The 26,576-nt window shown below is 55.7% G+C and carries 25 protein-coding genes; 5 read left to right on the forward strand and 20 right to left on the reverse strand.

The window, feature by feature from the left end; all coding sequences use genetic code 11:
• Positions 1–513, forward strand: coding sequence for a GNAT family N-acetyltransferase (locus V6944_RS03110; protein WP_333497839.1), 513 nt, complete (start codon positions 1–3; stop codon positions 511–513).
• Positions 514–526: 13 nt separating this feature from the next.
• Here the strand turns inward: V6944_RS03110 and hisP are convergent, their stop codons facing one another.
• From hisP to V6944_RS03145, 7 genes are all read right to left on the reverse strand, one after another.
• Positions 527–1,300, reverse strand: a complete 774-nt coding sequence (hisP, locus tag V6944_RS03115) for a histidine ABC transporter ATP-binding protein HisP (RefSeq protein WP_333497840.1) — start codon at positions 1,298–1,300, stop codon at positions 527–529.
• A gap of 7 nt (positions 1,301–1,307) precedes the next feature.
• Positions 1,308–2,024, reverse strand: coding sequence for an ABC transporter permease (locus tag V6944_RS03120; protein ID WP_333497841.1), 717 nt, complete (start codon positions 2,022–2,024; stop codon positions 1,308–1,310).
• Positions 2,021–2,707: a histidine ABC transporter permease HisQ gene (locus V6944_RS03125; protein ID WP_333497842.1), complete on the reverse strand. Its 687-nt coding sequence runs from the start codon at positions 2,705–2,707 to the stop codon at positions 2,021–2,023. Before V6944_RS03125 ends, V6944_RS03120 begins: the two co-directional genes overlap by 4 nt.
• A gap of 64 nt (positions 2,708–2,771) precedes the next feature.
• Complete coding sequence (hisJ, locus tag V6944_RS03130) at positions 2,772–3,554, reverse strand: histidine ABC transporter substrate-binding protein HisJ (RefSeq protein ID WP_035892515.1); 783 nt, start codon at positions 3,552–3,554, stop codon at positions 2,772–2,774.
• Positions 3,555–3,775: 221 nt separating this feature from the next.
• Positions 3,776–4,558 (reverse strand): lysine/arginine/ornithine ABC transporter substrate-binding protein ArgT, encoded by a 783-nt coding sequence (gene argT / locus V6944_RS03135; protein WP_220439677.1) that lies wholly within the window; start codon positions 4,556–4,558, stop codon positions 3,776–3,778.
• A 292-nt stretch (positions 4,559–4,850) separates the two neighbouring features.
• Positions 4,851–5,420 (reverse strand): UbiX family flavin prenyltransferase, encoded by a 570-nt coding sequence (locus tag V6944_RS03140; RefSeq protein WP_333494408.1) that lies wholly within the window; start codon positions 5,418–5,420, stop codon positions 4,851–4,853.
• Between the two features lie 41 nt (positions 5,421–5,461).
• Complete coding sequence (locus tag V6944_RS03145) at positions 5,462–6,475, reverse strand: LacI family DNA-binding transcriptional regulator (RefSeq protein WP_333497843.1); 1,014 nt, start codon at positions 6,473–6,475, stop codon at positions 5,462–5,464.
• Between the two features lie 342 nt (positions 6,476–6,817).
• Here V6944_RS03145 and V6944_RS03150 point away from each other — a divergent pair, with 342 nt between their 5' ends.
• Positions 6,818–8,221, forward strand: a complete 1,404-nt coding sequence (locus V6944_RS03150; RefSeq protein ID WP_333494406.1) for an MFS transporter — start codon at positions 6,818–6,820, stop codon at positions 8,219–8,221.
• A 7-nt stretch (positions 8,222–8,228) separates the two neighbouring features.
• A complete protein-coding gene (locus V6944_RS03155; RefSeq protein ID WP_333497844.1) occupies positions 8,229–10,196 on the forward strand; it encodes a glycoside hydrolase family 127 protein in 1,968 nt (655 codons plus the stop codon).
• 73 nt (positions 10,197–10,269) lie between these two features.
• On the opposite strand, the gene purF is transcribed toward V6944_RS03155, so the two are convergent.
• From purF to pdxB, 9 genes are all read right to left on the reverse strand, one after another.
• Positions 10,270–11,787, reverse strand: a complete 1,518-nt coding sequence (gene purF / locus V6944_RS03160; protein WP_185666783.1) for an amidophosphoribosyltransferase — start codon at positions 11,785–11,787, stop codon at positions 10,270–10,272.
• Positions 11,788–11,820: 33 nt separating this feature from the next.
• Positions 11,821–12,309, reverse strand: coding sequence for a colicin V production protein (gene cvpA / locus V6944_RS03165; RefSeq protein ID WP_185666782.1), 489 nt, complete (start codon positions 12,307–12,309; stop codon positions 11,821–11,823).
• 281 nt (positions 12,310–12,590) lie between these two features.
• The gene (dedD, locus tag V6944_RS03170) at positions 12,591–13,268 is read right to left on the reverse strand and encodes a cell division protein DedD (RefSeq protein ID WP_333497845.1); all 678 of its coding nucleotides are present in this window, start codon (positions 13,266–13,268) and stop codon (positions 12,591–12,593) included.
• Positions 13,258–14,526 carry a bifunctional tetrahydrofolate synthase/dihydrofolate synthase gene (gene folC / locus V6944_RS03175; protein WP_333497846.1) on the reverse strand — a complete coding sequence of 423 codons (1,269 nt, stop codon included), beginning with the start codon at positions 14,524–14,526 and terminating at the stop codon, positions 13,258–13,260. Before folC ends, dedD begins: the two co-directional genes overlap by 11 nt.
• Positions 14,527–14,606: 80 nt before the next feature.
• Complete coding sequence (accD, locus tag V6944_RS03180; RefSeq protein ID WP_333497847.1) at positions 14,607–15,521, reverse strand: acetyl-CoA carboxylase, carboxyltransferase subunit beta; 915 nt, start codon at positions 15,519–15,521, stop codon at positions 14,607–14,609.
• Between the two features lie 195 nt (positions 15,522–15,716).
• A complete protein-coding gene (locus V6944_RS03185) occupies positions 15,717–16,376 on the reverse strand; it encodes a DedA family protein (RefSeq protein WP_220439682.1) in 660 nt (219 codons plus the stop codon).
• Between the two features lie 25 nt (positions 16,377–16,401).
• Positions 16,402–17,214: a tRNA pseudouridine(38-40) synthase TruA gene (gene truA, locus V6944_RS03190; RefSeq protein WP_185666777.1), complete on the reverse strand. Its 813-nt coding sequence runs from the start codon at positions 17,212–17,214 to the stop codon at positions 16,402–16,404.
• Positions 17,214–18,227, reverse strand: coding sequence for an aspartate-semialdehyde dehydrogenase (locus V6944_RS03195; RefSeq protein WP_333497848.1), 1,014 nt, complete (start codon positions 18,225–18,227; stop codon positions 17,214–17,216). The genes truA and V6944_RS03195 overlap by 1 nt, the downstream gene beginning before the upstream one ends.
• A 63-nt stretch (positions 18,228–18,290) precedes the next feature.
• Positions 18,291–19,418 carry a 4-phosphoerythronate dehydrogenase PdxB gene (gene pdxB, locus V6944_RS03200; protein ID WP_333497849.1) on the reverse strand — a complete coding sequence of 376 codons (1,128 nt, stop codon included), beginning with the start codon at positions 19,416–19,418 and terminating at the stop codon, positions 18,291–18,293.
• 109 nt (positions 19,419–19,527) lie between these two features.
• On the opposite strand from pdxB, the gene V6944_RS03205 reads away from it, so the two are divergent.
• Positions 19,528–20,637, forward strand: coding sequence for a flagella biosynthesis regulator (locus V6944_RS03205; protein WP_333497850.1), 1,110 nt, complete (start codon positions 19,528–19,530; stop codon positions 20,635–20,637).
• Here the strand turns inward: V6944_RS03205 and V6944_RS03210 are convergent.
• Both V6944_RS03210 and V6944_RS03215 read right to left on the reverse strand, forming a co-directional pair.
• Positions 20,617–21,426, reverse strand: a complete 810-nt coding sequence (locus V6944_RS03210) for an HAD-IIB family hydrolase (protein ID WP_333497851.1) — start codon at positions 21,424–21,426, stop codon at positions 20,617–20,619. The two genes, V6944_RS03205 and V6944_RS03210, sit on opposite strands and share 21 nt — an antisense overlap.
• Positions 21,427–21,510: 84 nt before the next feature.
• A complete protein-coding gene (locus V6944_RS03215) occupies positions 21,511–22,842 on the reverse strand; it encodes a PTS sugar transporter subunit IIC (RefSeq protein WP_185666773.1) in 1,332 nt (443 codons plus the stop codon).
• A 336-nt stretch (positions 22,843–23,178) separates the two neighbouring features.
• Here V6944_RS03215 and V6944_RS03220 point away from each other — a divergent pair, with 336 nt between their 5' ends.
• Complete coding sequence (locus V6944_RS03220) at positions 23,179–23,916, forward strand: GntR family transcriptional regulator (protein WP_333497852.1); 738 nt, start codon at positions 23,179–23,181, stop codon at positions 23,914–23,916.
• Between the two features lie 3 nt (positions 23,917–23,919).
• Here V6944_RS03220 and V6944_RS03225 read toward each other — a convergent pair whose 3' ends face one another.
• Positions 23,920–25,095, reverse strand: coding sequence for an MFS transporter (locus V6944_RS03225; RefSeq protein ID WP_333497853.1), 1,176 nt, complete (start codon positions 25,093–25,095; stop codon positions 23,920–23,922).
• A gap of 209 nt (positions 25,096–25,304) precedes the next feature.
• On the reverse strand, positions 25,305–26,516 hold the full coding sequence (gene fabB / locus V6944_RS03230) for a beta-ketoacyl-ACP synthase I (RefSeq protein WP_185666770.1): 1,212 nt from the start codon (positions 26,514–26,516) through the stop codon (positions 25,305–25,307).
• Between the last annotated feature and the right edge of the window lie 60 nt (positions 26,517–26,576).

The following is a 26,576-nucleotide window of genomic DNA, read 5'->3' on the forward strand; positions in this document are numbered from 1 at the left end:
ATGGTAACCCTCACCACCCGGCGACTACGGCTTTCTCCCTTTAATGACAGCGACTGGCCCTTCTTCCTTCAACTGCGACAAAACCATGAGGTGATGCAGTTTATGGGGGAAATGCTGGAGGAAGCAGCGATACGTGCAATTTTTGTCCTACGCTGCAACTCTCCCGCGATCTTTGTTATCCGCGATGAAAACGGTACGCCACTTGGCGATATAGGGCTGCAGATCAGCAGTAAAAATCCCCACGAAGCGGACGTTGGCTACGCGCTGCTGCCAGAGGCGCAAGGAAAAGGGTTTGCCAGCGAGGCGCTCCGTGCAATATGCGATTATGGCTTTCAACAGCTTGGTCTATGGGCCATTAATGCTTGGGTACTGGGCGATAACCAAGGTTCGGCAAGGCTGCTGGAAAAGCACGGTTTTATCCGCACGCAGGTGCTGACAAAAGCCTATAGGCTGAACGGCAAAGATTACGATGACTGGGTCTATCGGCGGGAAAACGCCCCCACGCACGCGTGAGGGCGAGTGAAGCCTACTTTAATGCGCCACTGAGGAACTGCTGCAGACGCGGGCTCTTCGGATTGCCAAACACCGCTTCCGGGTTGCCCTCTTCCTCAATTTTGCCCTGATGCAGGAAAATCACGTGCGATGACACATGGCGAGCAAAGCCCATTTCGTGGGTCACTACCACCATGGTTTTCCCCTCTTCCGCCAGCTGCTGCATAATGCGCAGCACCTCACCCACCAGCTCAGGGTCAAGCGCTGAAGTGGGTTCATCAAACAGCAGCACTTCCGGTTCCATCGCCAGCGCACGGGCGATGGACACACGCTGCTGCTGGCCACCGGACAGGTGCACCGGGTATTTGCCCTGCTGGCGTTCATCAATACCGACTTTCGTCAGGTACTTCACCGCGCGATCGCGCGCTTCCTGCTTGCTCAAGCCGAGGACCTGAATCGGCGCTTCCATGACGTTTTCCAGCACCGTCATGTGGCTCCACAGGTTGAAGTGCTGGAACACCATCGTCAGGCGCGTACGCAGCAGGCGAAGCTGGTTTTTATCCGCCACCTTCAGCTGACCGTCGTTATCACGCACCAGACCAATATTCTCGCCATTGACGATAATGGTGCCTTCACTTGGCTTCTCAAGGAAGTTAATGCAGCGCAAAAAGGTACTCTTGCCGGAACCGGAAGAGCCGATGATGCTTATCACATCCCCAGCGTTAGCCTTCAGCGACACGCCCTTCAGCACCTCGTGCTCGCCATAGCGTTTGTGCAGGTCGATTACGTTTAGTTTTTTATCAGACATCATATTCTCAGTGCGTAGAAGACGGTTTCATGTGCTGTAACCAGCGCTTTTCCGCTTTGCGGAACAGGCGAATCAACACATAAGAGATGGCCAAATAGAGCACCGCCGCAATACCGAAGGCGGTAAAGGGTTGATAGGTCGCCGAGTTAATATCGCGCGCAATCTTGAGCAAGTCAGGCACGGTGGCGGTAAACGCCAGCGCCGTCGAGTGCAGCATCAGGATAACTTCATTGCTGTAGGCTGGTAACGCAATACGTAAGGCCGACGGCAGAATGATGCAGCGATAAAGCTTAAACGACGAGAAACCATAGGCGCGCGCGGCTTCCACTTCTCCCGCCGGTACCGAGCGAATCGCCCCGGCAAAAATTTCGGTGGTGTAGGCGCAGGTATTTAACGTTAAGGCCAGCACTGTACAGTTCAGGCCACTGCGGAAGAAGGCGTTTAACAGCTCGGTGCCTTTAACAATTTCCAGCGTATACATGCCGGAATAGAACACCAGCAGCTGCACATAGAGCGGCGTACCGCGGAAAATATAGGTAAACAGCCAGACCGGGAATTTGATGTATTTATTGCTGGAGACGCGGGCAATGGCCAGAAACAGCGCCATCACACCGCCCATCACCACCGACAGCACCAGCAGCCATAGGGTAATCGCCACGCCGGTAAAACGATAACCGTCGGTCCACAGCAGCGCTTTCCAGTACTCCTGAATGATTTCAATCACAGGTCAGCCCTCTTCACGCCCACGGAGTAGCGGCGTTCGAGCAGCAACAACACGCCATTGGAAACGGTAGTAAACAGCAGATAAATCAAGCCACAGACAATGGCGAAATAGAACGGCTCCCAGGTGCTTTTACCTGCAAGCTGGGTCGCTTTAACGACATCTTCCAGACCCAGCAGCGAGACCAGCGCGGTCGCTTTGAGGATAACCTGCCAGTTATTGCCAATGCCCGGCAGCGCATAGCGCATCATCGCGGGAAACAAAATACGACGGAAGGTTTGTGAACCGGTGAAACCAAAAGCCGTCGCGGCTTCAATATGACCTCTCGGCACCGCCATAAACGCGCCGCGGAAGGTTTCGGTGAAATAGGCCCCGTAGATAAAACCAAGGGTGATGATACCGGCGATCATCGGGTCAATATCAAACTGCGCCAGCCCGAGCGCGTCGGTCAGCACGTTAAGCGCCATCTGCAGCCCGTAGAAAATCAGCAGCATCAGCACCAAGTCTGGCACGCCACGAATCAGCGTGGTGTAGCCTTCAAAAATTAACGCCAGCACGCGATTTCGGGAGAGCTTTGCTCCCGCGCCCACCAGACCTATAAGCACGGCAAGAACCACTGAGCTGATCGCCAGCTCAAGGGTGACAAGAGCGCCCTGAAAAATTACCTGTGAAAACCCGTACAGCATGCTGCCAGTCCTGTCTTTACGCCCACCGTTTTGTGCGTGCAAAACGGTGGGTTACTCGTGATGATTACTCGCCGTAAACGTTAAAATCGAAGTACTTCTTCGCCAGCTTGTCGTAGGTGCCGTCAGCACGCATGTCAGCAAACGCTTTGTTCAGCGCATTCAGCAGCTCGGTATCGTCTTTACGCAGACCCATACCGGTACCCACACCGAACAGCTTCACGTCTTTAATGGACGGGCCGCCGAACTGGTAGTCTTTACCGATTGGCTGTTTCAGGAAACCTTCACTCGCCGCCACTTCGTCCTGGAATGCTGCATCAATACGGCCAGCGGTCAGGTCAGAGTAGATATTGTCCTGCCCCTGATAGGAGACAATTTCAATACCCTTCGGCGCCCAGTGTTCGTTACCGTACGTCTCCTGAGTGGTACCCTGCAGTACACCCACGCGCTTGCCTTTCAGCGTGGCAAGGTCAGGCGTAATTGGGGAACCTTTTTTCACCACCAGACGGGAGTCAGCGGCATAGAGTTTGTCGGTAAAGGCGATTTCCTGCTGACGTTTTTCGGTGATCGACAGCGAGGACATGATGGCATCGATTTTCTTCGCTTTCAGCGAGGGGATCAGGGCGTCCAGCGGGTTTTCCACGAAGGTACATTGTGCCTGGATGCGCTTACACAGCTCTTTTGCCAGATCAATGTCAAAACCCACTAATTCACCCTGTGCATTCTTTGATTCGAACGGTGCATACGTAGGGTCAGTACCGATACGCACTTTTTGCGGGATTGCTGCAAATGCGCTTGATGCAGAAGCAAGCGCTAATACCAGAGAAAAAGACAACGCCAGTTTTTTCATATCATCCTCTACAAGCTGTGATTCTTGTGTGTTTTTTAGAAATAATCTGAGCAGTTATCGTGCCATCTTTCGGCCCTTTAAGGCAAAGCATTCTGCCCTTCAGGCTGGCTTTTTTCTCATTAAAAATGCTTAATTATGCAACCTCGCGCAACTTTCGAACAAAAAACGCACCATCGTGGTGCAAGGGCAAATATATGCACCACGATGATACATGCGACCGCTTAGTCGCCGTAGACGTTGAAGTTAAAATACTTCTTCGCCATCTTGTCGTAGGTGCCGTCCGCGCGCAGTTCCGCTAACGCTTTATCGAACGCCGCTTTCAGCTCGACATCATCTTTACGCAGCCCAACGCCGGTGCCGTCACCGAAGTATTTTTTGTCTTTTACCGACGGGCCAGCAAACTCGAAATCCTTACCGGCAGGCTGTTTCAGGAAGCCTTCGCTGGCGGCGACTTCATCCTGCAATGCCGCATCCAGTCGGCCGGCTGCCAGGTCGGCGTAGATCAGATCCTGGTTTTGATAGGCCACTACGTCCACGCCTTTGCTGCGCCAGTTTTCATTGGCATAAGCTTCCTGCGTAGATCCCTGAAGCACACCAATGTGCTTGCCCTTTAGCCCGTCCAGCGTCGGTTTCACCGAAGAACCTTTGGCGGCAATCAGGCGGGAATCCGCCGCGTACAACTTGTTGGAGAAGGCAATCTCCTGCTGGCGCTTTTCGGTGATCGACAGCGAAGAGATAATCGCGTCAATTTTCTTCGCCTTCAGTGAAGGGATCAGCGCGTCAAAATCGCTGCCAACCCAGGTACACTTGATGCTGGCGCGTTTACACATTTCGTTGCCCAGATCGATATCAAAGCCAATAAAATCGCCTTTGGCATCTTTCGATGAGAACGGTGCGTAGGTGGTATCGGTACCGATGCGGATGCTCTGTGGCAGTGCGGCAAATACGCTGGAGGCGCTGCTGAGACCCAGCAGCAAAGAGAGAGCCAGAACCGTCTTTTTCATACGTTCCCCTATTAAACCGTGATGTCGTTAACTGCTAATAGTTATGTTGTGTTGTGTCTGCAAAACCTACTCTGCATCTTCCGTGCCATTTTTAATGCTGCAAAAACATGTGATGTTAAAAATGTTAACTAAAAGATAACAAGAGATGATCATCAGGAAAGATATCAGCCGCAGCGTATAAATCGAGCACAAAAGTGCAAACGGGATGATTAAATATCGAGGATTTGATCGGTGTTACACAATTGCCCTGAAACAGGGCAAAAGCGACATCATGCACAATGGTGGCGCAGGGTTATGCGCCGGTCCAGCGGGTAAAGAGATCTTCAGGCAGGGTGATATCAAACAGATCGAGTACGCGGTTAACCGTCTGGTTAATCACATCGTCCAGCGTTTGTGGGCGATGATAAAACGCCGGCACCGGCGGCATGATCACCGCGCCAATTTCCGCCGCCTGGGTCATCAGCCGCAGATGGCCTAAATGCAGCGGCGTTTCGCGCACGCACAGCACCAATGGGCGACGCTCTTTCAGCACCACGTCGGCGGCGCGGGTCAGCAGGCCGTCGGTATAGCTGTTGACGATGCCGGAGAGGGTTTTTATCGAGCACGGCAGGATAACCATACCCGCGGTTTTGAACGAGCCGGAAGAGATGCTGGCGGCGATATCTCGCGCGTCGTGTACCACGTCCGCCAGCGCCTGAACCTCACGCAGCGAAAAATCTGTCTCCAGCGCCAGCGTCTGTCTTGCCGCCTGGCTCATCACCAGATGCGTTTCGACGTCCGCCACGGTTTGCAGCACCTGCAACAGCCGCACGCCGTAAATAGCGCCGCTTGCGCCGGAAATACCAATGATGAGTCGTTTCACACGAACCGCCCTGTAGCCATAATGTGGCAAACTTTGCCGGATTACGGCGCCAGACGCAACCGCAACGCGTCGCTATCCGTCACCGAACTGCCGCGCGCCACCAGCCGCACGGGAAGCAGCAGGTTACGTTCGCTTTCGTCGTTCATCAGTAACTGGAAGGCATCGCGCCCCAGTTCACGTTTATCGACCGCCACCGTGGTCAGCGGCGGATGGGCCCAGGCCGCCGCATCGATGTCATCGAAACCGACGATAGCCACCTCTTCCGGCACGCGGATCCCCCGGCGGGCACACTCGCGCATTGCCACCAGCGCAGCCACGTCGTTGTAGGCAAAAATCGCATCCGGCGGCTGCGGTAGCGCCAGCAATCGAGACATTCCTTCGACCAGCACCTGCTCAATCTCTTTAATCGGCGGCACCTCAACGCAGTATTCTGGCGTAAGCGTCAGCCCGGCATCAAACAGCGCCTGCTGATAGCCCTCGACGCGCTGACGAATACTGTAGTGGCGCTGTGACGTCCCCAGAAACGCAATGCGGGTTCTCCCCTGCTCCAGCAGATGACGCGTGGCAATGAAGCCGCCGTGAAAGTTATCCGGGTTAACGCAGGGAAAATCCGCCGCCCATAAATCGACCAGCGCTACCGGCAGCGCGGTCTGGCGCAGTTCGGCCAGCACTTCCGGCTCAAGGTAACCCGCGCACACCAGCGCATCCGGCTGGTGTAGTTGAATCAGTTCAGATACCGAATCCTGCGGGCCAATTGGCTGAAAGCTCATGGCGATGTCATTTTCCCGGCAGGCATCCGCCACGCCCAGCATCACCGTTGAGTAGAACGGCAGCGCACTGGCGATATTGTGCTCCCGATGGAGCAAAAACATCAGCCGCTTGATACGCCCGGTGCGCAAGCGGCTAAAGTCATAGCCTTCCGCCTGGGCAATCGACAAGATACGTTGCCGCGTTTCATCGCTCAGCCCCGGCTGCCCTTTCAGGGCGCGGGAGACCGCCGCAATGGAAACGCCGCACGCCGTGGCAATATCTTTGATTCTAATTTTCTTCGCCATTCCGTTCGCTTCCGCCTGTTAACCACATTGCCGGACAGAGGATACCACGCAGCATAGGGTGTCCGCTTCCCGGATTATATTTACTAAACAAATTATCCAAACCAATCCAATTATTGATGGAAGTGATATTTACCTCGCCATCACTCACAATTTTGTGATCGACATCACCAGTTAAACTTTATTTATAGTAAAAATAAGATCGAATTCACTATTTAAACCGTACGCTATATACCCGCATTTCGCTCAGGATCTATGCTCAGCGCCGTTAGTTATTTACTAAAAATCGTCAGAGATACGCCGTAATGACTTTTTGAATCATCACACCCTGTTCGAGGATTGGTTATGACCATTGCTGATAACCTGGATACTGATGTACAGACCGTTGATGCGGGAGAGACGCTCTCTACCCGCGAAAAGATAGGCTATGGATTAGGCGATGCCGGCGGGCATTGCATCTCAGATTTGATTAGCGGCTTTTTACTCTTTTTCTACACCGACGTTTTTGGGCTAAGCCCCGCCATCGTCGGCGCCATGTTCTTTACCCTGCGTATCTTTGATGCCGTTTCCGATCCCGTGATGGGGGTGATTGCCGACCGTACCCGCAGCCGCTGGGGGCGTTTTCGTCCGTGGCAGTTGTGGACAGCCGTACCGCTTGGCGTGATCGGTATCCTGACGTTTACCGTTCCGGACATGAGCGCGAACATGAAAATCGCGTGGGCGTTCGGCACCTACTTCCTGCTTTCCATCGGCTATACCGCCAACAACGTGCCTTACTGCGCACTGATTAATGCCATCACTAACCGCCACGATCAGGTGATGTCCTGCCAGTCCTGGCGCTTCGTGTTAAGCGGCATTGCCGGTTTCCTCGTCTCCGTCGGCCTGCCGTGGATGGTGGAGTTCTTTGGTCAGGGCAACCTGGCGAAGGGTTATCAGTATGGCGTCACCGTGCTGTGCACCATCGGCATGGTGCTATTTCTGCTGTGCTTCTTCTGGGTGAAAGAGCGTGTGCCGCTATCGCTGGCGGGTAACTTTACCCTGCGCGAACACCTGGCTGGGCTGCGCAAAAATGACCAGCTACTGATGATGCTGATCATGTCCTTCCTGCTGGTGAATATTCTCTGTATTCGCGGCGGCGGCTACATGTACTTCATCTCCTATGCGCTTGAGGGCGGCGCTGGGTATATGTCAATGTTCTTCGGTATCCTCACGATTTCCGGGATTGCCGGGGCAGTGATCGTCAACCCGCTTTCTCGCCGCGTCGATATGGTGCGTCTCTACTACTGGACGAACCTGGTACTGGTCGCGTTCGGGATTGGCATGTACTTTCTCCCGGTTGGCCCGCAATACCAGGTACTGTGGCTGGTCTGCATTGCCGTTAACAGCGTGATTCAGGGCTTCACCCTGCCGCTGCACTTTTCGATTATGGCCTTCGCCGACGACTACGGCGAATGGAAAACCGGCGTACGCTCCTCCGGGATGAACTTCGCCTTTAACCTCTTTTTCATCAAGCTCTCCTGGGCCTCTTCCGGCGGCATTATCAGCCTGATCCTGATTATGGTGGCCTATCAGCCGGGGCTTGGGAACCAGACGCCAGCATCTATCCATGGCATCACCCTGCTGCAAAGCCTGGTGCCAGCCGTGTTCCACTTTGTGCTCGCTATGTGCCTGCTGAAGTGCCGTCTAAACGGCCCAATGATGAAACGTATTTCTACTGACCTTCACCAACGCCATTCACACATTTCCTGAGGTAAACATGATGCAGTCTGATGTGATTGAAGCCGATCTGAACCGAATCACCATTACCGACCCATTTTTAGGGGAATATCAGCGCCTCATCCGCGACGTGGTTATCCCTTATCAGTGGGAAGCGCTGAATGACAATCTTCCGGAGGCGGAACCTAGCCACGCGCTGGCAAACTACCGCATTGCCGCCGGTCTTGAACAGGGTGATTTTTATGGCATGGTCTTTCAGGACAGCGACGTCACCAAATGGCTGGAAGCGGTTGCCTGGTCACTCAGCCAGAAGCCTGACGCCCAACTGGAAAAGACCGCCGATGAGGTGATTGAACTGCTGGCGCAGGCGCAGTGTGAAGATGGTTATCTGAATACCTGGTATACCGTAAAAGAGCCGGGCTTGCGTTGGACCAACGTGGCAGAGTGCCATGAGCTTTACTGCGCCGGGCACCTGTTCGAAGCGGCGGTGGCGTTTTACCACGCCACCGGCAAGCGTCGCCTGCTCGATATCTCCTGTCGCTTTGCCGATCACATCGACACGGTTTTCGGCCCCAACCCCGACCAGCTGCGCGGTTATCCGGGGCATCCGGAAATTGAACTGGCGCTGATGCGTCTGTATGAAGTAACAAAAGAACCGCGCTATCAGGCGCTGGCCCGCTTCTTCGTTGAAGAGCGCGGTCAGCAGCCGTACTACTACGATATTGAGTTTGAAAAACGCGGCGGCACTCGCCACTGGGTGGGCTGGGGCGATGCCTGGCCGGGCATGATTAAGGACAAATCGTACACCCATGCGCACAAGCCGCTTTCCGAACAGCACGAAGCGGTCGGCCACGCCGTCCGCTCGGTGTATCTGATGACCGGGCTGGCGCATATCGCCCGCATGACCCACGACGAAGATAAGCGCCAGACCTGTCTGCGCATCTGGGACAACATGGTGCAGCGCCGCATGTATATCACCGGCGGCATCGGTTCGCAGGGGATTGGCGAAGCGTTTACCAGCGACTACGATCTGCCGAACGACACCGCCTACGGTGAAAGCTGCGCCTCGATTGGCCTGATGATGTTCGCCCGCCGGATGCTGGAAATGGAGGGGGACGCCCACTACGCCGACGTGATGGAGCGCGCGTTCTACAATACGGTGCTCGGCGGGATGGCGCTGGACGGTAAGCACTTCTTCTACGTCAACCCATTGGAGACGCACCCGAAAAGCATTCCACATAATCATATCTACGATCACATTAAACCGGTTCGCCAGCGCTGGTTCGGCTGCGCCTGCTGCCCGCCGAATATTGCGCGTACGCTGGTTGCTATCGGCCATTACATTTTCACTCCGCGTCCGGACGCGCTGTTTATCAACTTCTACGCCGGTAGCGAAGCGCAGTTCACGGTGAACGAGCAGACGCTAGCGCTCAAAATCGAAGGCAACTACCCGTGGGATGAAGAGGTGAACATTCGCTTCGCGCATCCGCAAGCGGTCGAACATACCCTGGCCCTGCGTCTGCCGGAGTGGTGTGAAGCGCCGAAGGTGTTGGTCAACGGTCAGCCAGCGGTGGGTAACACGATCAACGGTTACCTGCATCTGCACCGTGAGTGGCAGGAAGGTGACGTGATTACGCTGCACCTGCCGATGACTATCCGCCGCGTCTACGCCAACCCGCTGGTACGCCATGCGGCAGGCAAAGTGGCGATTCAGCGCGGGCCGCTGGTCTACTGCCTGGAAGAGGCGGATAACGGCAGCGAACTGCATAACCTGTCGCTGCCAAAAGAGAGCGCCTTCCGTGAGATTCAGGGTGTGGGCGTGCTAAAAGGCAAAATTCTGTTGCAGACGGAAGGGTTACGCGTGCTGACCGCGCAGGAGGACAAGCCGCTCTACAGCTTTGATAATCGCCAGACGGCGGTGGAAAAGCAGACGTTAACCTTTATTCCGTGGTTTAGCTGGGCCAACCGTGGCGAAGGCGAAATGCGGATTTGGGTGGACGAGGTGTAAAACGCCTCGGCCGGGCTACGCACTCCACGTAGCCCGGCCGAGCGAAAGCGACGCCGGGAAAATACCGTCGTACTTACCCTTCGTTATGCATCTCTAAATTTTCCACTTCATTCTGCAGCTGTACCGCTTTCGCGTCGTCATTGCGCAGAGAGTCGAGGAAATCAAGATAGGTCTGGTCAACATCTTTGGTCACATACACACCGTTGAATACCGAGCATTCAAATTGCTGAATATCCGGGTTCTCCGCGCGAACTGCGTCAATCAGATCGTCCAGATCCTGGAAGATAAGACCGTCGGCGCCGATGATCTGGCGAATCTCATCCACTTCACGCCCGTGAGCAATCAGCTCGGTGGCGGTTGGCATGTCGATACCGTAGACGTTCGGGAAACGAATTTCCGGTGCCGCAGAGGCCAGATAAACCTTCTTCGCCCCGGCTTCACGCGCCATTTCAATAATCTGCTCAGAAGTGGTACCGCGCACGATGGAGTCATCCACCAGCAGCACGTTCTTATCGCGGAATTCAGCGCGGTTAGCGTTAAGCTTGCGGCGAACGGACTTACGACGCAGCTGCTGGCCCGGCATGATAAAGGTACGGCCAACGTAGCGGTTTTTCACAAACCCCTGACGGTACGGTTTGCCGAGAATGCGGGCGATTTCCAGCGCGATATCGCAGGAGGTTTCCGGAATTGGAATCACCACATCGATATCCAGATCTTCCCATTCACGCGCAATCTTCTCGCCGAGCTTGGTACCCATGTTCACACGGGCGCTGTAGACGGAAATTTTGTCGATAAAGGAGTCTGGACGCGCGAAGTAGACGTATTCGAACAGGCACGGGTTGCTTACCGGGTTGTCAGCGCACTGACGGGTGAACAGCTGGCCGTTTTCGGTGATGTAGACCGCCTCGCCCGGCGCAACGTCGCGCAGGAATTCAAAGCCGAGGGTGTCCAGCGCCACGCTTTCGGAGGCCACCATATATTCGGTGCGACCGTCGCCAATATCACGCTTGCCCAGCACCAGCGGACGAATACCGTTCGGGTCGCGGAAGGCCACCATGCCGTGGCCGATAATCATCGCGACGCAGGCATACGCACCGCGAATCTGGCGATTGGTTGCGGCGATAGCAGCGAAGATATTGTCGGCTTCCAGCGGGTAATGACGGAAGTTATCCAGCTCGCTTGCGAAGATATTGAGCAGGATTTCAGAATCGGAGGTGGTGTTGATGTGGCGGCGTTTTTCTTCAAACAGTTTTTGACGTAACTCGTGCGCATTGGTCAGGTTACCGTTATGCGCCAGCGTAATGCCGTACGGGGAGTTGACGTAAAAAGGCTGGGCCTCAGAGGCACTGGAGCTGCCCGCCGTTGGGTAACGCACGTGGCCAATACCCATGTTGCCCTGCATACGCTGCATGTGGCGGGCTTCAAAGACATCGCTCACCAGACCGTTCGCTTTACGCAAGCGGAAGCAGTTGTTGGCATCAATGGTGATGATGCCAGCGGCATCCTGTCCACGGTGCTGCAGCACCGTTAGCGCATCATAAATCGACTGGTTTACCGGCATGACACCGGCGATACCGACAATACCGCACATACGTCTTTTCCTCGTTAAGCAACGACCCAAAGCTTATACTTTGGGCAAGAAACTTGACGAGCTTTGAAGGTATTCAAAAAACCATCTGATAACCGGTGAGAAATAGGGAATAAACTGCGAATGCTGCCAGTCATCGCTTTTGGCCATCCCGGTAAAGGTGTCAAGGAAGAACAAGATAGCGGCGATAATCAGCACCCCACGTAATGCGCCGAAGCAGATCCCCAATACCCTGTCTGTACCCGACAGACCGGTCTTTTCCACCAGTTGGCCTATCACAAAGTTGACGATAGCGCCGACGATGAGCGTCGCGATGAACAGCGCCGCAATAGCAATCCCATTTCGAACCCGTTCGTCCTCAAAGCCCGTAAACCAGACTGACAGGTCAGTGTAGTAATGGCTGGCAACGTAGAAGGCACAGCCCCATGTTACCAACGATAATGCTTCACGAACAAAGCCGCGGATGAGGCTCACCAAGCAAGATAAGCCCAGCACCGCGATAATGGCGTAATCAATCCAGACCATATATGTCCCACGATTTTACGCCCTGTCATCCAGTTCGGGCGCATTCTAACAGAAAAAGAAAACGTTTGCGTAGGGATTTCCTTCCCCGGCGTAAATAAAAAATGGCGCTGAAAAAATATTCAACGCCATCGTTTTTTGGTCGTTTTAGGCGTTATTCAGCACCCCTAACCCTCTCCCCCGAGGGGAGAGGGGACCGTTGGGAGACGTCGACAAGCCCAGCACCGACTTTCTCCCTCGGCCCTCTGGGAAGAGGGCCGGGGTGAGGGGAAAAGACCCACACCTTAGTTCGGCGTATATCCCATCACCACGCCGCTGAGCCCCGACAACCGATTCAGTTCACCAAGTGAACCTTTCAGCTTATCTTTCGAGGCATCCGGGCCGACCAGAATACGGGTGATTTTACCCTGAACGGGCGTCGAAGGCGACGTGTAGGCGTGATATCCCGCACCGCGCAGACTCGCCACAATTTCGTTCACCTTATCCGCATTCTTCAATGCACCAAGCTGCACCACGTACGCTTTACCTACCGGTGCCGGTTTCTCTTCCGGCGCGGCTTTCGGCGGTGGCGTCGCTGCCGCGACCTGTTCAGCAACAGGCTGCGGTTTTGGCTTCGGTTTTTCTACTGGTTTTGGCTTCGGCAGTTCGGCGGCCGGCGGGATCTGTTCGAGATCGCCGTTGCCGTTCACTGCCAGACGGCTGGAGTCCAGCGACGGTGCTGCCGCGTCACCTGCCCTCACCTCTTCTGCCGCCCCTTCAGGCGGCTGAGCAGGCAGCGCCTGCGTTGCCGTCGGCAGCATATCAGGTTCATCACGGTCCCCCGGTTTTGGCACCAGCGGAATCGCCGCGAACTCATCCTGATAATGCTTTTTTTGCCCGTCAAGCAGCCCTGGCAGCACAATGACCCCCAGCGCAACTAATACTATCGTCCCGACGAGACGGTTTTGAAACTTACTTGCCACCGGCACTCCCCGCGTCCAACGCTTCCATCACATGCGCTACCGTGTGGAACGAACCACACACCAGCACCGTATCTTCGGGCGCTGCGTCAGCCATGGCGGCGTGCCACGCCTGCACGACGCTGGTAAAAACGGTCCCTGCGCGCAGATGCTCGCGCAGCTGTTCCGCCGTGGCACCGCGAGGTCCCTCGAGCGGCGCACAGTACCAGCTATCCACAACGTCCTCCAGACACGCCAGCGTACCGGCGATGTCCTTATCATGCAGCATACCAATAACCGCCAGCACTCGCCCAGTTTTCGGCAACGATTTGAGACGCCCGGCAAGATAGGCCGCGGCGTGCGGGTTATGTGCAACATCGAGGATCACGCGTGGCTCAAGCTGGATGGTCTGGAAACGGCCCGGCAGAATCGCGCTGGCGATGCCTTCACGGATCACCGCTTCACTTACCTCAAGCCCGCTGGCGCGCAGCGCGGCAAGCGCCGTGGCGGCATTAGGCTGCGGCACGTTTGGCAACGGCAGGTTACGCAGTTCGCCCTGGGCGTCGCTGAAGGTCCAGCTATCGCCTTCGACGGTATAGCGCCAGTCAACGTTACGCTGCAGCAGCAACGCGCCTTTTTCATGGGCCACGTCGGCAATGGTGTGCGGCATATCCGGTTCACCAACCACCGCAGGGCGGTTAGCGCGGAAAACGCCCGCTTTCTCACGACCAATGCTTTCACGATCCGGCCCCAGCCAGTCGGTGTGGTCCAGCGCGATGCTGGTCACCACGGCGACGTTGGCATCAACGATGTTCGTGGCATCAAGACGGCCGCCTAAGCCCACTTCCAGAATCACCACGTCGAGTTTTGCCTGCTTAAACAGCCACAACGCCGACAGGGTGCCGTATTCGAAATAGGTCAGCGAGGTATCACCGCGCCCAGCTTCAATCGCCGCGAATGAGGCGGTGTGGGCGCTTTCTGCAAGCTCTGCGCCCTGCACGCGTACCCGTTCGGTGTAGCGCACCAGATGTGGAGAGCTGTAAACCCCTACCTTATAGCCCGCCGCCATCAGGATAGTTTCCAGCGTGCGGCAGGTGGTGCCTTTGCCGTTGGTTCCGGCGACGGTAAAGACGAACGGCGCAGGCTGCAGCACGTCTAACTGACCGGCAACGCGGCTAACACGTTCAAGGCCGAGGTCGATGGTTTTTGAGTGGAGGTTTTCCAGATAAGAAAGCCACGTAGCCAGGGGCGACGTGGCCTGAGGAATAAGATTTTTGTCCATAGTGCCCGCAACGTCCAACAACGGTGAATCGGTGAATAAAAGTAAAAAGGGCAGAGCCACCCGGCCCTGCCCTTACACTATCAGGCCTCTGGTGCCTGATCCGGTACCGGTGGCACCACCACGCTTTCGCGCGGCTCGTCCGGGTTCGGTGCCGGGAGATTCATCAGCTTCGCCAGAATGCTGGCAAGCTTCAGACGCATTTCCGGGCGACGCACGATCATGTCGATGGCGCCCTTCTCGATGAGGAACTCACTACGCTGGAAGCCCGGCGGCAGTTTCTCACGAACGGTCTGTTCGATAACGCGCGGGCCGGCAAAGCCAATCAGCGCTTTCGGCTCTGCGATGTTCAGGTCGCCCAGCATCGCGAAGCTCGCGGAGACACCACCCATGGTTGGGTCGGTCAGCACGGAGATATACGGTAAACCGCGTTCCTGCATTTTCGCCAGCGCCGCAGAGGTCTTCGCCATCTGCATCAGGGACATCAGCGCTTCCTGCATACGCGCACCGCCGGAAGCGGAGAAGCAGATCAGCGGGCAGTTGTCTTCCAGCGCCTGTTCAACGGCACGGACAAAACGCGCACCGACAACAGAACCCATTGAGCCGCCCATAAAGGAGAACTCAAAGGCCGCACCGACAACCGGCATCCCGTGCAGGGTGCCTTTCATCACGATCAGCGCATCTTTTTCACCCGTCTCTTTCTGAGCGGATGCCAGACGATCTTTGTATTTTTTAGAGTCACGGAACTTCAGCACGTCTTTTGGCTCAAGCTCACTTCCCAGTTCTACCAGGGACCCTTCATCTAACAGGCTATGCAGGCGATTACGCGCTGACATACGCATGTGATGATCGCACTTCGGGCAAACCTCGAGGTTACGCTCCAGCTCGGCGCGATACAGAACCTGACCACAGCTATCGCATTTGGTCCACACCCCTTCAGGGATGCTCGCCTTACGGGTAGGTGTGATATTGCTTTTAATTCGTTCAATCCAGCTCATTGATAACCTTTCTGCCTGAACCTGGTCGATGCCAGTTTTGCCATAAGGGGGCGCGCATAATGCCACTTTTGCCCCTCATAGACCATGAATGTTGCACATTAAAACATAACAGCCCGAAACTTGGCATAAAAAAGTGGTCGAACCGCGAAACATGTCGTAACAGGGCACGGCTGAATCGTGCCCCGTGTGCAGGGTTTATTTTGCCGCTTTTGCCGCCTTACGACGGTGGCGAATCACTTCAATTACGCCCGGCAATATCGACAGCACAATGATAGCGACAATCAGCAGCTTCAGATTTTCCTGAACCACCGGTAGATCGCCAAACAAGTAGCCCGCGTAGGTGAACAACAGCACCCACAGCAGCCCGCCGGTCACGTTGTAGAGCGCAAAATGACGATAGGACATATGGCCCATTCCCGCCACAAATGGCGCAAATGTTCTGACGATAGGCACAAATCGCGCCAGAATAATGGTCTTTCCGCCATGCTTATCGTAGAACGCATGGGTCTTATCGAGGTAGCTGCGACGGAAGATTTTCGAGTTTGGATTGCTAAACAGCTTCTCGCCGAACAGCCGCCCAATGGTGTAGTTCACCGCATCCCCGACAATCGCCGCAATCACCATCAGCACCACCATCAGATGGACGTTGAGGTCGTTGGTTGGCAGCGCCGACAGCGCACCGGCAACAAACAGCAGCGAGTCGCCCGGCAGGAACGGTGTCACCACCAGCCCCGTTTCGCAGAACAAAATCAGGAACAGAATGGCGTAGACCCAGATGCCGTACTGCGCAACCAGTTCCGCCAGGTGCACATCAATGTGCAGGATGAAATCAATCAAAAAACGGATGAGATCCATATTGTCTTAGCCCTAAATGACTTCGTTAGTCCGCCAGGAAAAGCGGGCCCATCGGCGCGGCGGGCAGTGCAAAGTGCGCGGGGTAATCTACCGCCACCAGGTACAACCCTTCCGCTTTTGCCGTTGCGGCGGCAAGCGTCCTGTCTTTTGCCGCCAGCAGTTCTGCAATCCAGCTCTCCGGCTGGTTTCCTGCGCCAACTTCCATCAGGCTGCCAACAATATTCCTTACCATGTGGTGCACAAAGGCGTTTGCTTTAATGTCCACCACAATATAGTTGCCATAGCGCGTCACGTTGATATGCATAACGTTACGCCACGGCGTACGCGACTGGCACTGCACCGCACGAAACGAGGTGAAGTCATTCTCGCCCAGCAGACTCTGCGCGGCGCGGTGCATCCGCTCCGCGTCCAGCGGCTGGTGATAATGGGTCACCCCCTGGCTCAACACCGCCGGACGCAGCCGGTGGTTGTAGATAACGTAGCGATAGCGGCGCGCCGTCGCGCTAAAGCGCGCGTGAAAATCGTCGGGAACAGCTTTCACCCAACGTACCGCGATGTCACCAGGTAAATTCGCATTTACACCCAGCGTCCATGCGGCGTCTTTACGCAGCGCACGCGTTTCAAAGTGCACCACCTGACCCGTGCCGTGAACGCCAGCGTCGGTACGCCCGGCGCAGTACACGTTGATAGGTTCGTTTGCCACCTGCGAGAGCGCTTTTTCAAGCTTCTCCTGCACGCTGCGCACTTCGTTTTGCCGCTGCCAGCCGTAGTATTTGCTGCCGTCGTACTCAATGCCCAGCGCAATTCGATAGACCGGCAGCAGCTCCTTGTCAGACATTAGTACAGATACTCCTGTACCAGTTTCTCAGCGGTTTTGACCGCCATCAGCGCGCCGCCGAAGCGGACGTTGTCGGCGACGGACCAGAACTGAACCTGCTCCGGCATGCCGTAATCGTTACGGACGCAGCCGATGGAGAGATGCGCGCTGCCGGTGGCATCGCCAACCTGAGTCGGGAATTCACCCTCTTCAGACAGCACGATATCTTCGCCGCGGGAGAAAGCATCACGCGCTTCTTCCGCAGACAGCGGGCGCATGGCTTCAAAGCTCACCATCTGCGCGTGGCCGTAGAATACCGGCGATTGCACGCAGCTTGCAGAAATCATCAGGCCTTCGTCCTGCAGGATTTTGCGCACCTGGTCGACGATACGACGCTCTTCACGCACGCTACCTTCGCGGTCTGGCAGCAGCGGCAGCATGTTGAATGCCAGCTGGCGACCAAAGAAATCATCTTCATCAATCGGAATACCGTTCAGCAGCTTGGCGCTCTGCCCTGCCAGCGCATCAACGGCTTTCTTGCCGTGCGCGGAGGCGGAGATCAGGCTGGTCACGTTGATACGTGACAGGCCACCATCATCAATCAGCGGCTTCAGCGCGGCCAGCAGTTGGCTGGTCTGGCTGTCGGCCACGGCAATCAGGTTACGGTTGCGGTAGTCGGCCATGACGAACGGATTCACGTCCGGCACTACCAGCGGAACGTCCGGCTCCAGCGCAAACAGACCGCTAAGGTCGAGAACCAAACAGCCTGCGTTGGTGGCTTCTTCAGCGTAGCTCGCCGACGCTTCCTGACCGGCGGCAAAGAACGCCAGTTGGGCCTGAGTCCAGTCGAACTCTGCGGCGTCCTGTACTCTGACCGATTTACCGTTAAAACGCAGATGTTCGCCCGCGCTGTCGGTGCGCGCCAGCGCATAGATATCACCCACCGGGAACTGACGTTCAGCAAGGGTTTCAAGCAGGGCTTCGCCTACGGCGCCGGTTGCGCCCAGGATGGCAATATTCCAGCCTTCAGACATGGTGATTTACTCCAGAAAAAATGCGACTCTGCCGGAGTATCCAGCAGAGTGATTAAGAAGACATTAACAGTGTACGGCGTTAAACCCGAGTTTTTGCAGCAGCTCGGCCGCATCGGCATCATCACACTCAACGGTCAATGATGACCATTCACGACGCTCGAGATAGTTCTTGCGCAGTTTGTCGAATTCGCCGGGGATACCCGCCACTTTTCGCAGCGGCGCGTCATCGCGGCGCACATCATACACCAAATGGACCAGTCTTTTCAGCGTAGGCTGATCGAGCGGGCCATGCAGGCTAATGCGGCCAAATTCCGGCGCCGGCAGCAGCGTCGAGAGCGCCACTTCCTGTGGTTGACCAATAAACTGGCTGTAGGCTTCAAACACCTTGGTGGTGCCGCGCGCTTTCCCTTCCAGCGTGTAGCCGGCGATATGCGAGGTGCCCAGATCGACGTTATTGAGCAGCGCCAGGTTGAGATCCGGCTCGGGCTCCCAGACGTCCAGCACCACGCTCAGTTTCTGCCCCGCTTCCAGACATTTCAGCAGCGCGGCGTTATCCACCACCGGGCCACGGCAGGCGTTGATCAGAACCGTCCCCGGCTTCAGGCGGCGAATCAGGGCCTCGTCGGCAAGATGCAGCGACTTATACTGGCCTTCTTTATACAGCGGCGTGTGGAAGGTAATAACGTCAGCCTCAGCGACCAGGTCGTCGAGCGAGCGGAAATCGCCTTCGTCGCCGTTGTCCGCACGTGGCGGATCGCAGAGCAGCGTTTTAATACCCAGCGCTTCAAGACGCTTTTGCAGACGGCCGCCGACGTTACCCACGCCGACGATACCGACGGTGCGGTCAGCCAGCGCAAAACCGTCGCGCTCGGCCAGCATCAGCAGCGCTGAGAAGACATACTCCACCACCGCAATGGCGTTACAGCCCGGCGCGGCAGAAAAACCGATGCCCGCCTGCGCCAGCCACGGCTGGTCGACGTGGTCGGTGCCCGCGGTGGCGGTACCGACAAACTTAATCGCCTTGTCGCCAAGCAGCGCTTCATTCACCTTCGTTACCGAGCGCACCATCAGCGCATCGGCATCAGTTAGCGCGTCGGTCGGGATCGGGCGGCCAGGAACAGCCCTCACTTCGCCCAGACGACTAAAAAGCTCACGGGCGTAGGGCATATTTTCATCAACAAGGATTTTCACGGTTCAGTACCTGTCTGAGAACGAGAGTAAACCGGGGAAGTGTGCCATAATCTTGCCGCCAGGAATACTCGCGCCTGGCATCAGTACCGCTTTACAGAAAGGATGAATCATGACGCAACCCATCTCAGGTATGCCTGCGCGCCCTCCGGGGGCCGGTCCCACTCCGCTTTCCAGTGCCGGAGAGCAGCCGCTTAACCTTCAGCAACGCACCGTGCTGGAGCGTTTGATCACGCGCCTTATCACCATGACGTCGCAGCAAAATGCCGAAGTGTGGGCGGGCGTGAAACACGATCTGGGACTGAAAGGTGATACGCCGCTGCTGGCGCGTCATTTCCCGGCGGCGGAACAGAATCTGAACCAGCGCATCGGCACCGCCGAGCAGAACCTGAGCATGAGGCAGACGCTCTCACAGCTCACCGAACTGCTGGGCCAGGGCAATAACCGCCAGGCCGTCAGTGATTTTATCCGTCAACAGTACGGGCACACCGCCCTGAACCAGCTTACCCAGCCGCAGCTTAATAATGTGCTGCAACTGCTCCAGCGCGGCCAGCTGTCGATTCCTCAGCCACAGCAGCGCCCGGCGACCGACCGTCCGCTGCTACCGGCGGAGTACACCACGCTCAACCAACTGGTCAGCAAGCTGTCCGCAGCGACCGGCGAGTCGAGCAAGCAAATCTGGCAATCGCTGATTGAGCTTGCCAGCGTGAAGCCCGACGCGCTTTACTCCGATAAAGCGCCATCGTCGTCCAGTGACGCCAATAAACCGCTATGGCAGTCGCTACAGGAATTTTCGCCGGTGAAGACCAGCGAGCTGATCCCCGCGAAATATTTCACCTCGCTGGTGACGTTATTGCAGGCGCGGCTGACGCTGAGCACGCACCCGGCCCCTACGTTTAACGTGCTTCAGGCCGCGCTTAAGCAGCCGTTGGGCGATCAGGAGCTTCAGGTACTGCGTGATTACGGGCAGCAGAACTGGAATATGACGCCGCAGACGGTGCTCACCCCCGTTCAGGTTCAGGAGTTGCTCAACCTCCTGTTCCTCAAGCGTATTGAGCACGAACGCGTAGCGCATGCCGAGGCGCTGGAGGCGCGGAACATTCAGCCGATTTACGCACCGTTCGCACCGATAATTACCTCAATGAAGTCGCTGTCGGCACGCCCTGGACTGGCCTTTGTGGTGCTGATCGTGGTGGCGATACTACTTTGGGTGCTGCTGTAAACTCAGCACCTGGGCAATGGTCGTCATGACCGCATCGTCATCATTGGTGCCGGTAATAAACCGCGCGGCCTGCTTGGTTTCGTCAAACGCATTGCGCATGGCGAAGCTCCAGGTGGCGCGGGTCATCAGTTCGATATCGTTCAGCCCATCGCCAAAGACCATCGTTTCGTCTTTGTTGACGCCCAGCCTCTCCTGCAGAATTTCCACCGTATGGCCTTTGTGCACGCCCACGTCGGCGATATCAATCCACGCGTCTTCTGAGACCACGATATAAGCTTTATCAACGTAATCTGCGAGATGCGGCTTAATCTGCGGACAGCGGCCTTTGATGTCGAAGAGGGATATTTTAACGAAGTCATGGCTAACCTCATCGAACGCCGCAACCTGCACCACATTGGCGTAGGACATCTTCACTTTCTGCAGCATCTCTGGGGCAATGCTGTTTTTGACATACGCCCCGAACGGCGTGCAGGCGATGATCACCGGCTCGCTGTTGACCTCCTCAAGCGTGTGGATGATTTCGCACCCCAGCGCGTTTTTGATCAGCGACTGATAGACATAGTCTCCGTCATGTTTAATCCGCGTGGCGCTGTCGCCCAGGATCCAGAAATCACGCACCTGTTCACCAAACAGCTCCTCAACGCGCTCGCACTGCTTGCCGGTGCACAGCGCAAAGGCGACGCCCTGCTGCTGCATCAATGCCTTAATCTGCGGGAACAACTCGCGGTTGTAATCGCCATGGCGGTTTAAGAAAGTGCCATCGAGGTCGGTAATAATCAGCTTAATCATCTTTATCTCCCGAGAAATGGTGCGCGTATGCCCCCTCGTCCCCTCCCCAATGGGGCGAGGGGACCATTTGTGCCGTTACCTTCGTTAAGCATTCTGTTCCGCTGCGGCCGACATATTGACTTTGTTGGCGGCAATCACGAACGGCAGGTAGATAAGCGTTGCCACGACCAGGCACAGTATGCCGACGAAGAGTGCCATCCAGTTACCGCCCGTGCCGAAGAAGGCGATAAGCGGCCCTGGCGTGGTCCACGGCACCGCGTAGGCAATCGGTGGAATGATTTCCAGGGTAATAAAGAAGTAGCCAATCAGTGAGTTAACAAACGGCACCAGAATAAATGGAATCACCAGAATCGGGTTCAGTACGATAGGCAGACCGAACATCACCGGTTCGTTGATGTTAAACAGGCCAGGTACAAAGGCCATCTTGGCGAGGTCACGGTAATCCTTGCGGCGAGAGGCAATAAAAATAGCCAGCAGCAGACCCAGCGTCATCCCGGAGCCGCCGCAGTTGGCGAAGGCGTCGTTAATACCGGTCCACGTAATCGGGTACGGCGCGCCCCAGGTGGAACCGTGAGAGGCTGCATAGGAGAGGTTCTCCAGATTCGCTTCTGAGAAGATGGTTTCACGAATCGCCGCCACGGTGTTCGGCCCATGAATACCGAGGATCCACAGGAAGTTCGCCACCAGCCCCAGAATCAACACGGTCACGATGTTGGTGCCCATATCCTTCAGCGGCGCCTGAATCAGCGTGTAGATCAGGTCGTTCAGGCCGTTTGGCGAGATTTTTAACAGCAGGTAGTTCAGCACCGAGAAGAAGATCATCACGAAGAAGATCGGCAGCAGCACCTTGAAGGAGCGTGCTACAGCAGGCGGTACTGCGGCTGGCATATTAATGGTCACCTTCGGATTACGCGCCAGGCGACAGAAAATTTCGCTCGCCAGCAGCGCGACAATAACCGCCACAAACAGCCCCTGCGGCCCCAGATATTTGGTGCTCAGGTAAGCCTGGCCGTCGATAATCGTATACGGCGTATAAACCACAAAGAACGCGCCAATAGCGGTCAGGCCACACAGCAGATCATCCTGCTGGTAGCTTATCGCCATATTACGCGCCACGAGGAAGGTAATGAGCACCGCCATAATATTGACCGAGCCGTTCATCACCGGGGTAAATATTTGCTGAGCATCGGCCAGGTTCGGGAATATCGTCCCCAGATGCAGGATGCTAGCGATAAAGCCGTCCGGCGAGAGGATGGCGAAGTTAATGAGAATAATCAGCGAGCTGGCCATGACGATGGGGAATGACAGAATAAAGGCATCGCGAATGGCTGAAACGTGGATCTGCGAGTTTAATTTAATGGCTATCGGAACGAGGATTTTTTCCATCCCGCGTTCAAATGAATTCATTAACCCCATAATGGTCCCTTAATTTTATAAAAAATGACTCATTCAATAATTGGCAAGCCAATTAAAATACCGACTAGTTATCCAGACGCTCCCGGTTTTTTATTCTTGTCGATATTCCCATCGCGCAGTCTAATAATATATTTTGCATCCTATTTCCTTTCTCAAAAAATATGTCATTCATTGACGTTCACTTTAATAATTGTTAATTTTCTTAACCTGCATTGCGATCACAGTTAACGATGCCAAAGTTGTTCAATAATTGACTGATAGCTGAACGTGTTGGTGCATTCTTACGGAAATGGTTTTGTAACCTTTTGTTTGAAAAGGATTTAAGGAGGTTCAAAAGTGGTTTATCAGAACGTCATCAATCTGCTTAAAAACAGATTAAACAGCTCAATCTACAATATCGGCGATCTTCTGCCATCGGAAAAAGAGTTGGCAGAGCATTATGATGTTTCGCGCAATACGTTACGCAAAGCGCTAAAAACGCTGGAAGAGGAAGGGATGATTGAACGGCGGCACGGTTCAGGCACCTATTTGCGAAATAAACATTTTCAGGCCTCCGTGACCCATCTCGATAGCTTTACCGAAATCGCCCGCAACGAGGGTAAAACCCCCACCAGCCAGATCCTGAAGTTTGAGCTACAGACCGCCTCTGAAGAGATTGCCAACAACCTGCGGGTGATGCTCGGCGAACCGGTGTACTACGCTAAACGTCTGCGTTTAATCGACAATATTGCCATGCAGATTGAAGAGACGTGGCTCTCCGCCAGCCGGTTCCCGGACCTGACGCTTGCCCATATGAAGAAATCGAAATTTGCCTATATTGAGAATGAATGCGGCGTGAAAATTCTCGGCTGCTATGAGTCTATTCAACCTATTCTACCGTCACCGGACGTGGCCAACCTGCTGCACATCAGCGCGTTAGACCCAATTATTCGTATGCAAACACAGGCCATTGATGAACAGTCGAACCCTATCGATTACTCGATTCTGTACACCAATATGTTTGAATTTCAGGTGAAATACTTCCTGCCGCGTAAAGCGGTTGCCGGCTCCCAGACGCGCAGAGCCGGGCAATAACGATTACTTTCGGAATGACCAGAGGGTGACCACAATCCCCAGCACGGCGGAAATCGCCCCGCCCAGGAAGACGGACGGGTAGCCGAATGAGGTCGCCAGCATGCCCGCCAGCGGCCCGGATACGCCCAGTGCGATATCCTGGAACGCGGCGTAGCCACCCAGCGCCGTACCACGAACCTGCTGAGGCACACGTTTCACCACTTCCACGCCCAGCGCCGGGAAAATCAGCGAGCAGCCGGCCCCGGTCAGCGCTGCGCCGGAAAGCGCCACCCACGCACTCGGCGCCTGCCACAGCAGCAACAGGCCCACAGTTTCCACCAGTAGCGAGACCACGGCCACCTTCACGCCACCAAAGCGATCCGGCATCCAGCCAAACAGAATACGCACCAGCACGAAGGTGCCGCCAAAGGCCGTCAGCGTGAAGCCCGCCATCGACCAGCCGTTGCTCATAAAATAGAGCGATACGAAGGTGCCAATCACCGCGAAGCCCACGCCCTGAAGCGCCAGCCCCATACCCGGTTTCCAGATAAGGCCAATGACGCTGAATAGCGACGGACGCTCCCCGGCCATCGCGGCGACCTTACGCACCGAGCCATTAAAGGCCCAGGCCAGCAGCGGCAGGGCCATGGTGACCCCGGCCAGCACGGCAAAACCATAGCGCGCATTGATAAACAGCCCCAGTGGTGCCCCCGCGGCCAGCGCACCAAATATCGCCATACCGTTCCAGGACATCACCTTGCCGGACTGCTTAGGCCCCACCAGCCCCATTCCCCAGGTCAGGGTACCGGTTAGCAGTTGGCTTTCACCAAAGCCCAGAATCAAACGCCCGATAATAAGCAGGCCAAATTTGACCATCGCGTCCACCGGCAGCAGCGCCGCACCAAGCCAGGCAGCCCCGGCAAACGCACAGGCGGCCATGCCCTGCAATGCCGAACGCTTACCGCCATACTGGTCCGCCAGACGCCCGGCATAGCCACGCGTCAGAACGGTAGCAAAGAACTGAATGCCCACGGCAATGCCCACCATGGTGTTGCCGTAGCCCAGTTCCTGGTGCACAAAGAGTGGGATGACCGGCAGCGGAATGCCGACGGTGAGATAGGTCAGAAACACCGCAAACGCGATGCGGAATAACGACCCGTTCGAAGAAGATGTTGGTTCAGTTTGAGTGACTGCTGTCATGCTTTACTCCAGAATGCTGAGTAAGGCGAGGTACTGTGGCCACGCCCCCTCTACCTGATCATCAGGATTAAGGTGCGTTGGTTGACGTTGAACGCTTACGCATTATCGTGATGATAATGTTGAGCCAGGAGTTTGCCTGTTATTTCAGGCGATTGTCAACGCATAAAAAAAGGAGCCTGAAGGCTCCTTTTTCTCACCAACTGTAAAAATTACAGCTTACGCATGACCAGCGTGGCGTTAGTACCACCGAAGCCGAAGCTGTTGGACATGACGGTCGTCAGTTCGCGGTCGGTTGGTTCCGTCACGATGTTCAGACCCGCAGCCTGCTCGTCCATCTCGTCGATGTTGATGCTTGGGGCGATAAAGCCGTGTTCCAGCATCAGCAGAGAGTAGATAGCTTCCTGTACGCCAGCGGCGCCCAGAGAGTGACCGGTCATCGCTTTGGTTGCAGAAATTGCTGGGCTGTTGTCGCCGAACACTTCCTGAATAGCGCCCAGTTCTTTCACATCGCCTACCGGCGTAGAAGTACCGTGGGAGTTCAGGTAGTCGATTGGGGTGTCAACGCCGTGCATCGCCATCTTCATGCAGCGCACTGCGCCTTCACCGGATGGAGCCACCATATCTGCGCCATCGGACGTTGCGCCGTAACCAACGATTTCTGCATAAATATGCGCACCACGAGCCAGTGCGTGTTCCAGTTCTTCAACCACAACCATACCGCCGCCGCCTGCGATGATGAAACCATCACGGTGCGCGTCATAGGTACGGGAAGCTTTCTCTGGCGTTTCATTGTATTTGGTAGACAGTGCGCCCATCGCGTCGAACTCACAGGCCATTTCCCAGCCCAGCTCTTCGCCACCGCCGGCAAAGACGATGTCCTGTTTGCCCAGCTGAATCTGCTCTACTGCGTTACCGATGCAGTGTGCGGAGGTAGCACATGCGGAGCTGATGGAGTAGTTCACACCGTGAATTTTGAACGGCGTCGCGAGGCACGCGGAAACCGCAGACCCCATCGCCTTGGTCACAACGTATGGACCCACCGCTTTCAGGCCACGCGGGCTACGCATTGCGTCAGCACCGAATACCTGCGCTTTAGAAGAACCACCGGAGCCGGCAATCAGGCCTACGCGCGGGTTGTTCTGATAATCTTCTGCTTTCAGGCCAGAGTCTTCAACCGCCTGCTGCATGGAGAGATAAGCATAGATAGAGGCATCGTTCATGAAACGGACCACTTTGCGGTCGATAAGACCGGTGGTGTCCAGTTTGACGTTACCCCATACGTGGCTACGCATACCAGAATCTTTGAACTCTTGAGAGAAAGTGATCCCCGAGCGTCCTTCACGCAGAGATGCCAGGACTTCCTGCTGGTTGCTACCGATGCTGGAAACGATACCCAGGCCAGTAATCACTGCACGTTTCATTCAATACCTCTGTAAGTCATCACTATTTTAAAGTTTCGAGTCGCAAGATAGCGTACACTT

It is taken from the genome of Kluyvera sp. CHPC 1.2972 (assembly GCF_036759925.1).
In the GTDB taxonomy this organism is placed as follows: domain Bacteria; phylum Pseudomonadota; class Gammaproteobacteria; order Enterobacterales; family Enterobacteriaceae; genus Kluyvera.

What these genes read in the sequence shown, in the direction of transcription:
- V6944_RS03110 (WP_333497839.1), top strand. Translation starts at nt 1, where the DNA reads ATGGTAACCCTCACCACCCGGCGACTACGGCTTTCTCCCTTTAATGAC.
- hisP (WP_333497840.1), bottom strand. Translation starts at nt 1,300, where the DNA reads ATGTCTGATAAAAAACTAAACGTAATCGACCTGCACAAACGCTATGGC.
- V6944_RS03125 (WP_333497842.1), bottom strand. Translation starts at nt 2,707, where the DNA reads ATGCTGTACGGGTTTTCACAGGTAATTTTTCAGGGCGCTCTTGTCACC.
- hisJ (WP_035892515.1), bottom strand. Translation starts at nt 3,554, where the DNA reads ATGAAAAAACTGGCGTTGTCTTTTTCTCTGGTATTAGCGCTTGCTTCT.
- argT (WP_220439677.1), bottom strand. Translation starts at nt 4,558, where the DNA reads ATGAAAAAGACGGTTCTGGCTCTCTCTTTGCTGCTGGGTCTCAGCAGC.
- V6944_RS03145 (WP_333497843.1), bottom strand. Translation starts at nt 6,475, where the DNA reads ATGGCGAAGAAAATTAGAATCAAAGATATTGCCACGGCGTGCGGCGTT.
- V6944_RS03150 (WP_333494406.1), top strand. Translation starts at nt 6,818, where the DNA reads ATGACCATTGCTGATAACCTGGATACTGATGTACAGACCGTTGATGCG.
- V6944_RS03155 (WP_333497844.1), top strand. Translation starts at nt 8,229, where the DNA reads ATGATGCAGTCTGATGTGATTGAAGCCGATCTGAACCGAATCACCATT.
- purF (WP_185666783.1), bottom strand. Translation starts at nt 11,787, where the DNA reads ATGTGCGGTATTGTCGGTATCGCCGGTGTCATGCCGGTAAACCAGTCG.
- cvpA (WP_185666782.1), bottom strand. Translation starts at nt 12,309, where the DNA reads ATGGTCTGGATTGATTACGCCATTATCGCGGTGCTGGGCTTATCTTGC.
- folC (WP_333497846.1), bottom strand. Translation starts at nt 14,526, where the DNA reads ATGGACAAAAATCTTATTCCTCAGGCCACGTCGCCCCTGGCTACGTGG.
- accD (WP_333497847.1), bottom strand. Translation starts at nt 15,521, where the DNA reads ATGAGCTGGATTGAACGAATTAAAAGCAATATCACACCTACCCGTAAG.
- V6944_RS03185 (WP_220439682.1), bottom strand. Translation starts at nt 16,376, where the DNA reads ATGGATCTCATCCGTTTTTTGATTGATTTCATCCTGCACATTGATGTG.
- truA (WP_185666777.1), bottom strand. Translation starts at nt 17,214, where the DNA reads ATGTCTGACAAGGAGCTGCTGCCGGTCTATCGAATTGCGCTGGGCATT.
- V6944_RS03195 (WP_333497848.1), bottom strand. Translation starts at nt 18,227, where the DNA reads ATGTCTGAAGGCTGGAATATTGCCATCCTGGGCGCAACCGGCGCCGTA.
- V6944_RS03205 (WP_333497850.1), top strand. Translation starts at nt 19,528, where the DNA reads ATGACGCAACCCATCTCAGGTATGCCTGCGCGCCCTCCGGGGGCCGGT.
- V6944_RS03210 (WP_333497851.1), bottom strand. Translation starts at nt 21,426, where the DNA reads ATGATTAAGCTGATTATTACCGACCTCGATGGCACTTTCTTAAACCGC.
- V6944_RS03215 (WP_185666773.1), bottom strand. Translation starts at nt 22,842, where the DNA reads ATGGGGTTAATGAATTCATTTGAACGCGGGATGGAAAAAATCCTCGTT.
- V6944_RS03225 (WP_333497853.1), bottom strand. Translation starts at nt 25,095, where the DNA reads ATGACAGCAGTCACTCAAACTGAACCAACATCTTCTTCGAACGGGTCG.
- fabB (WP_185666770.1), bottom strand. Translation starts at nt 26,516, where the DNA reads ATGAAACGTGCAGTGATTACTGGCCTGGGTATCGTTTCCAGCATCGGT.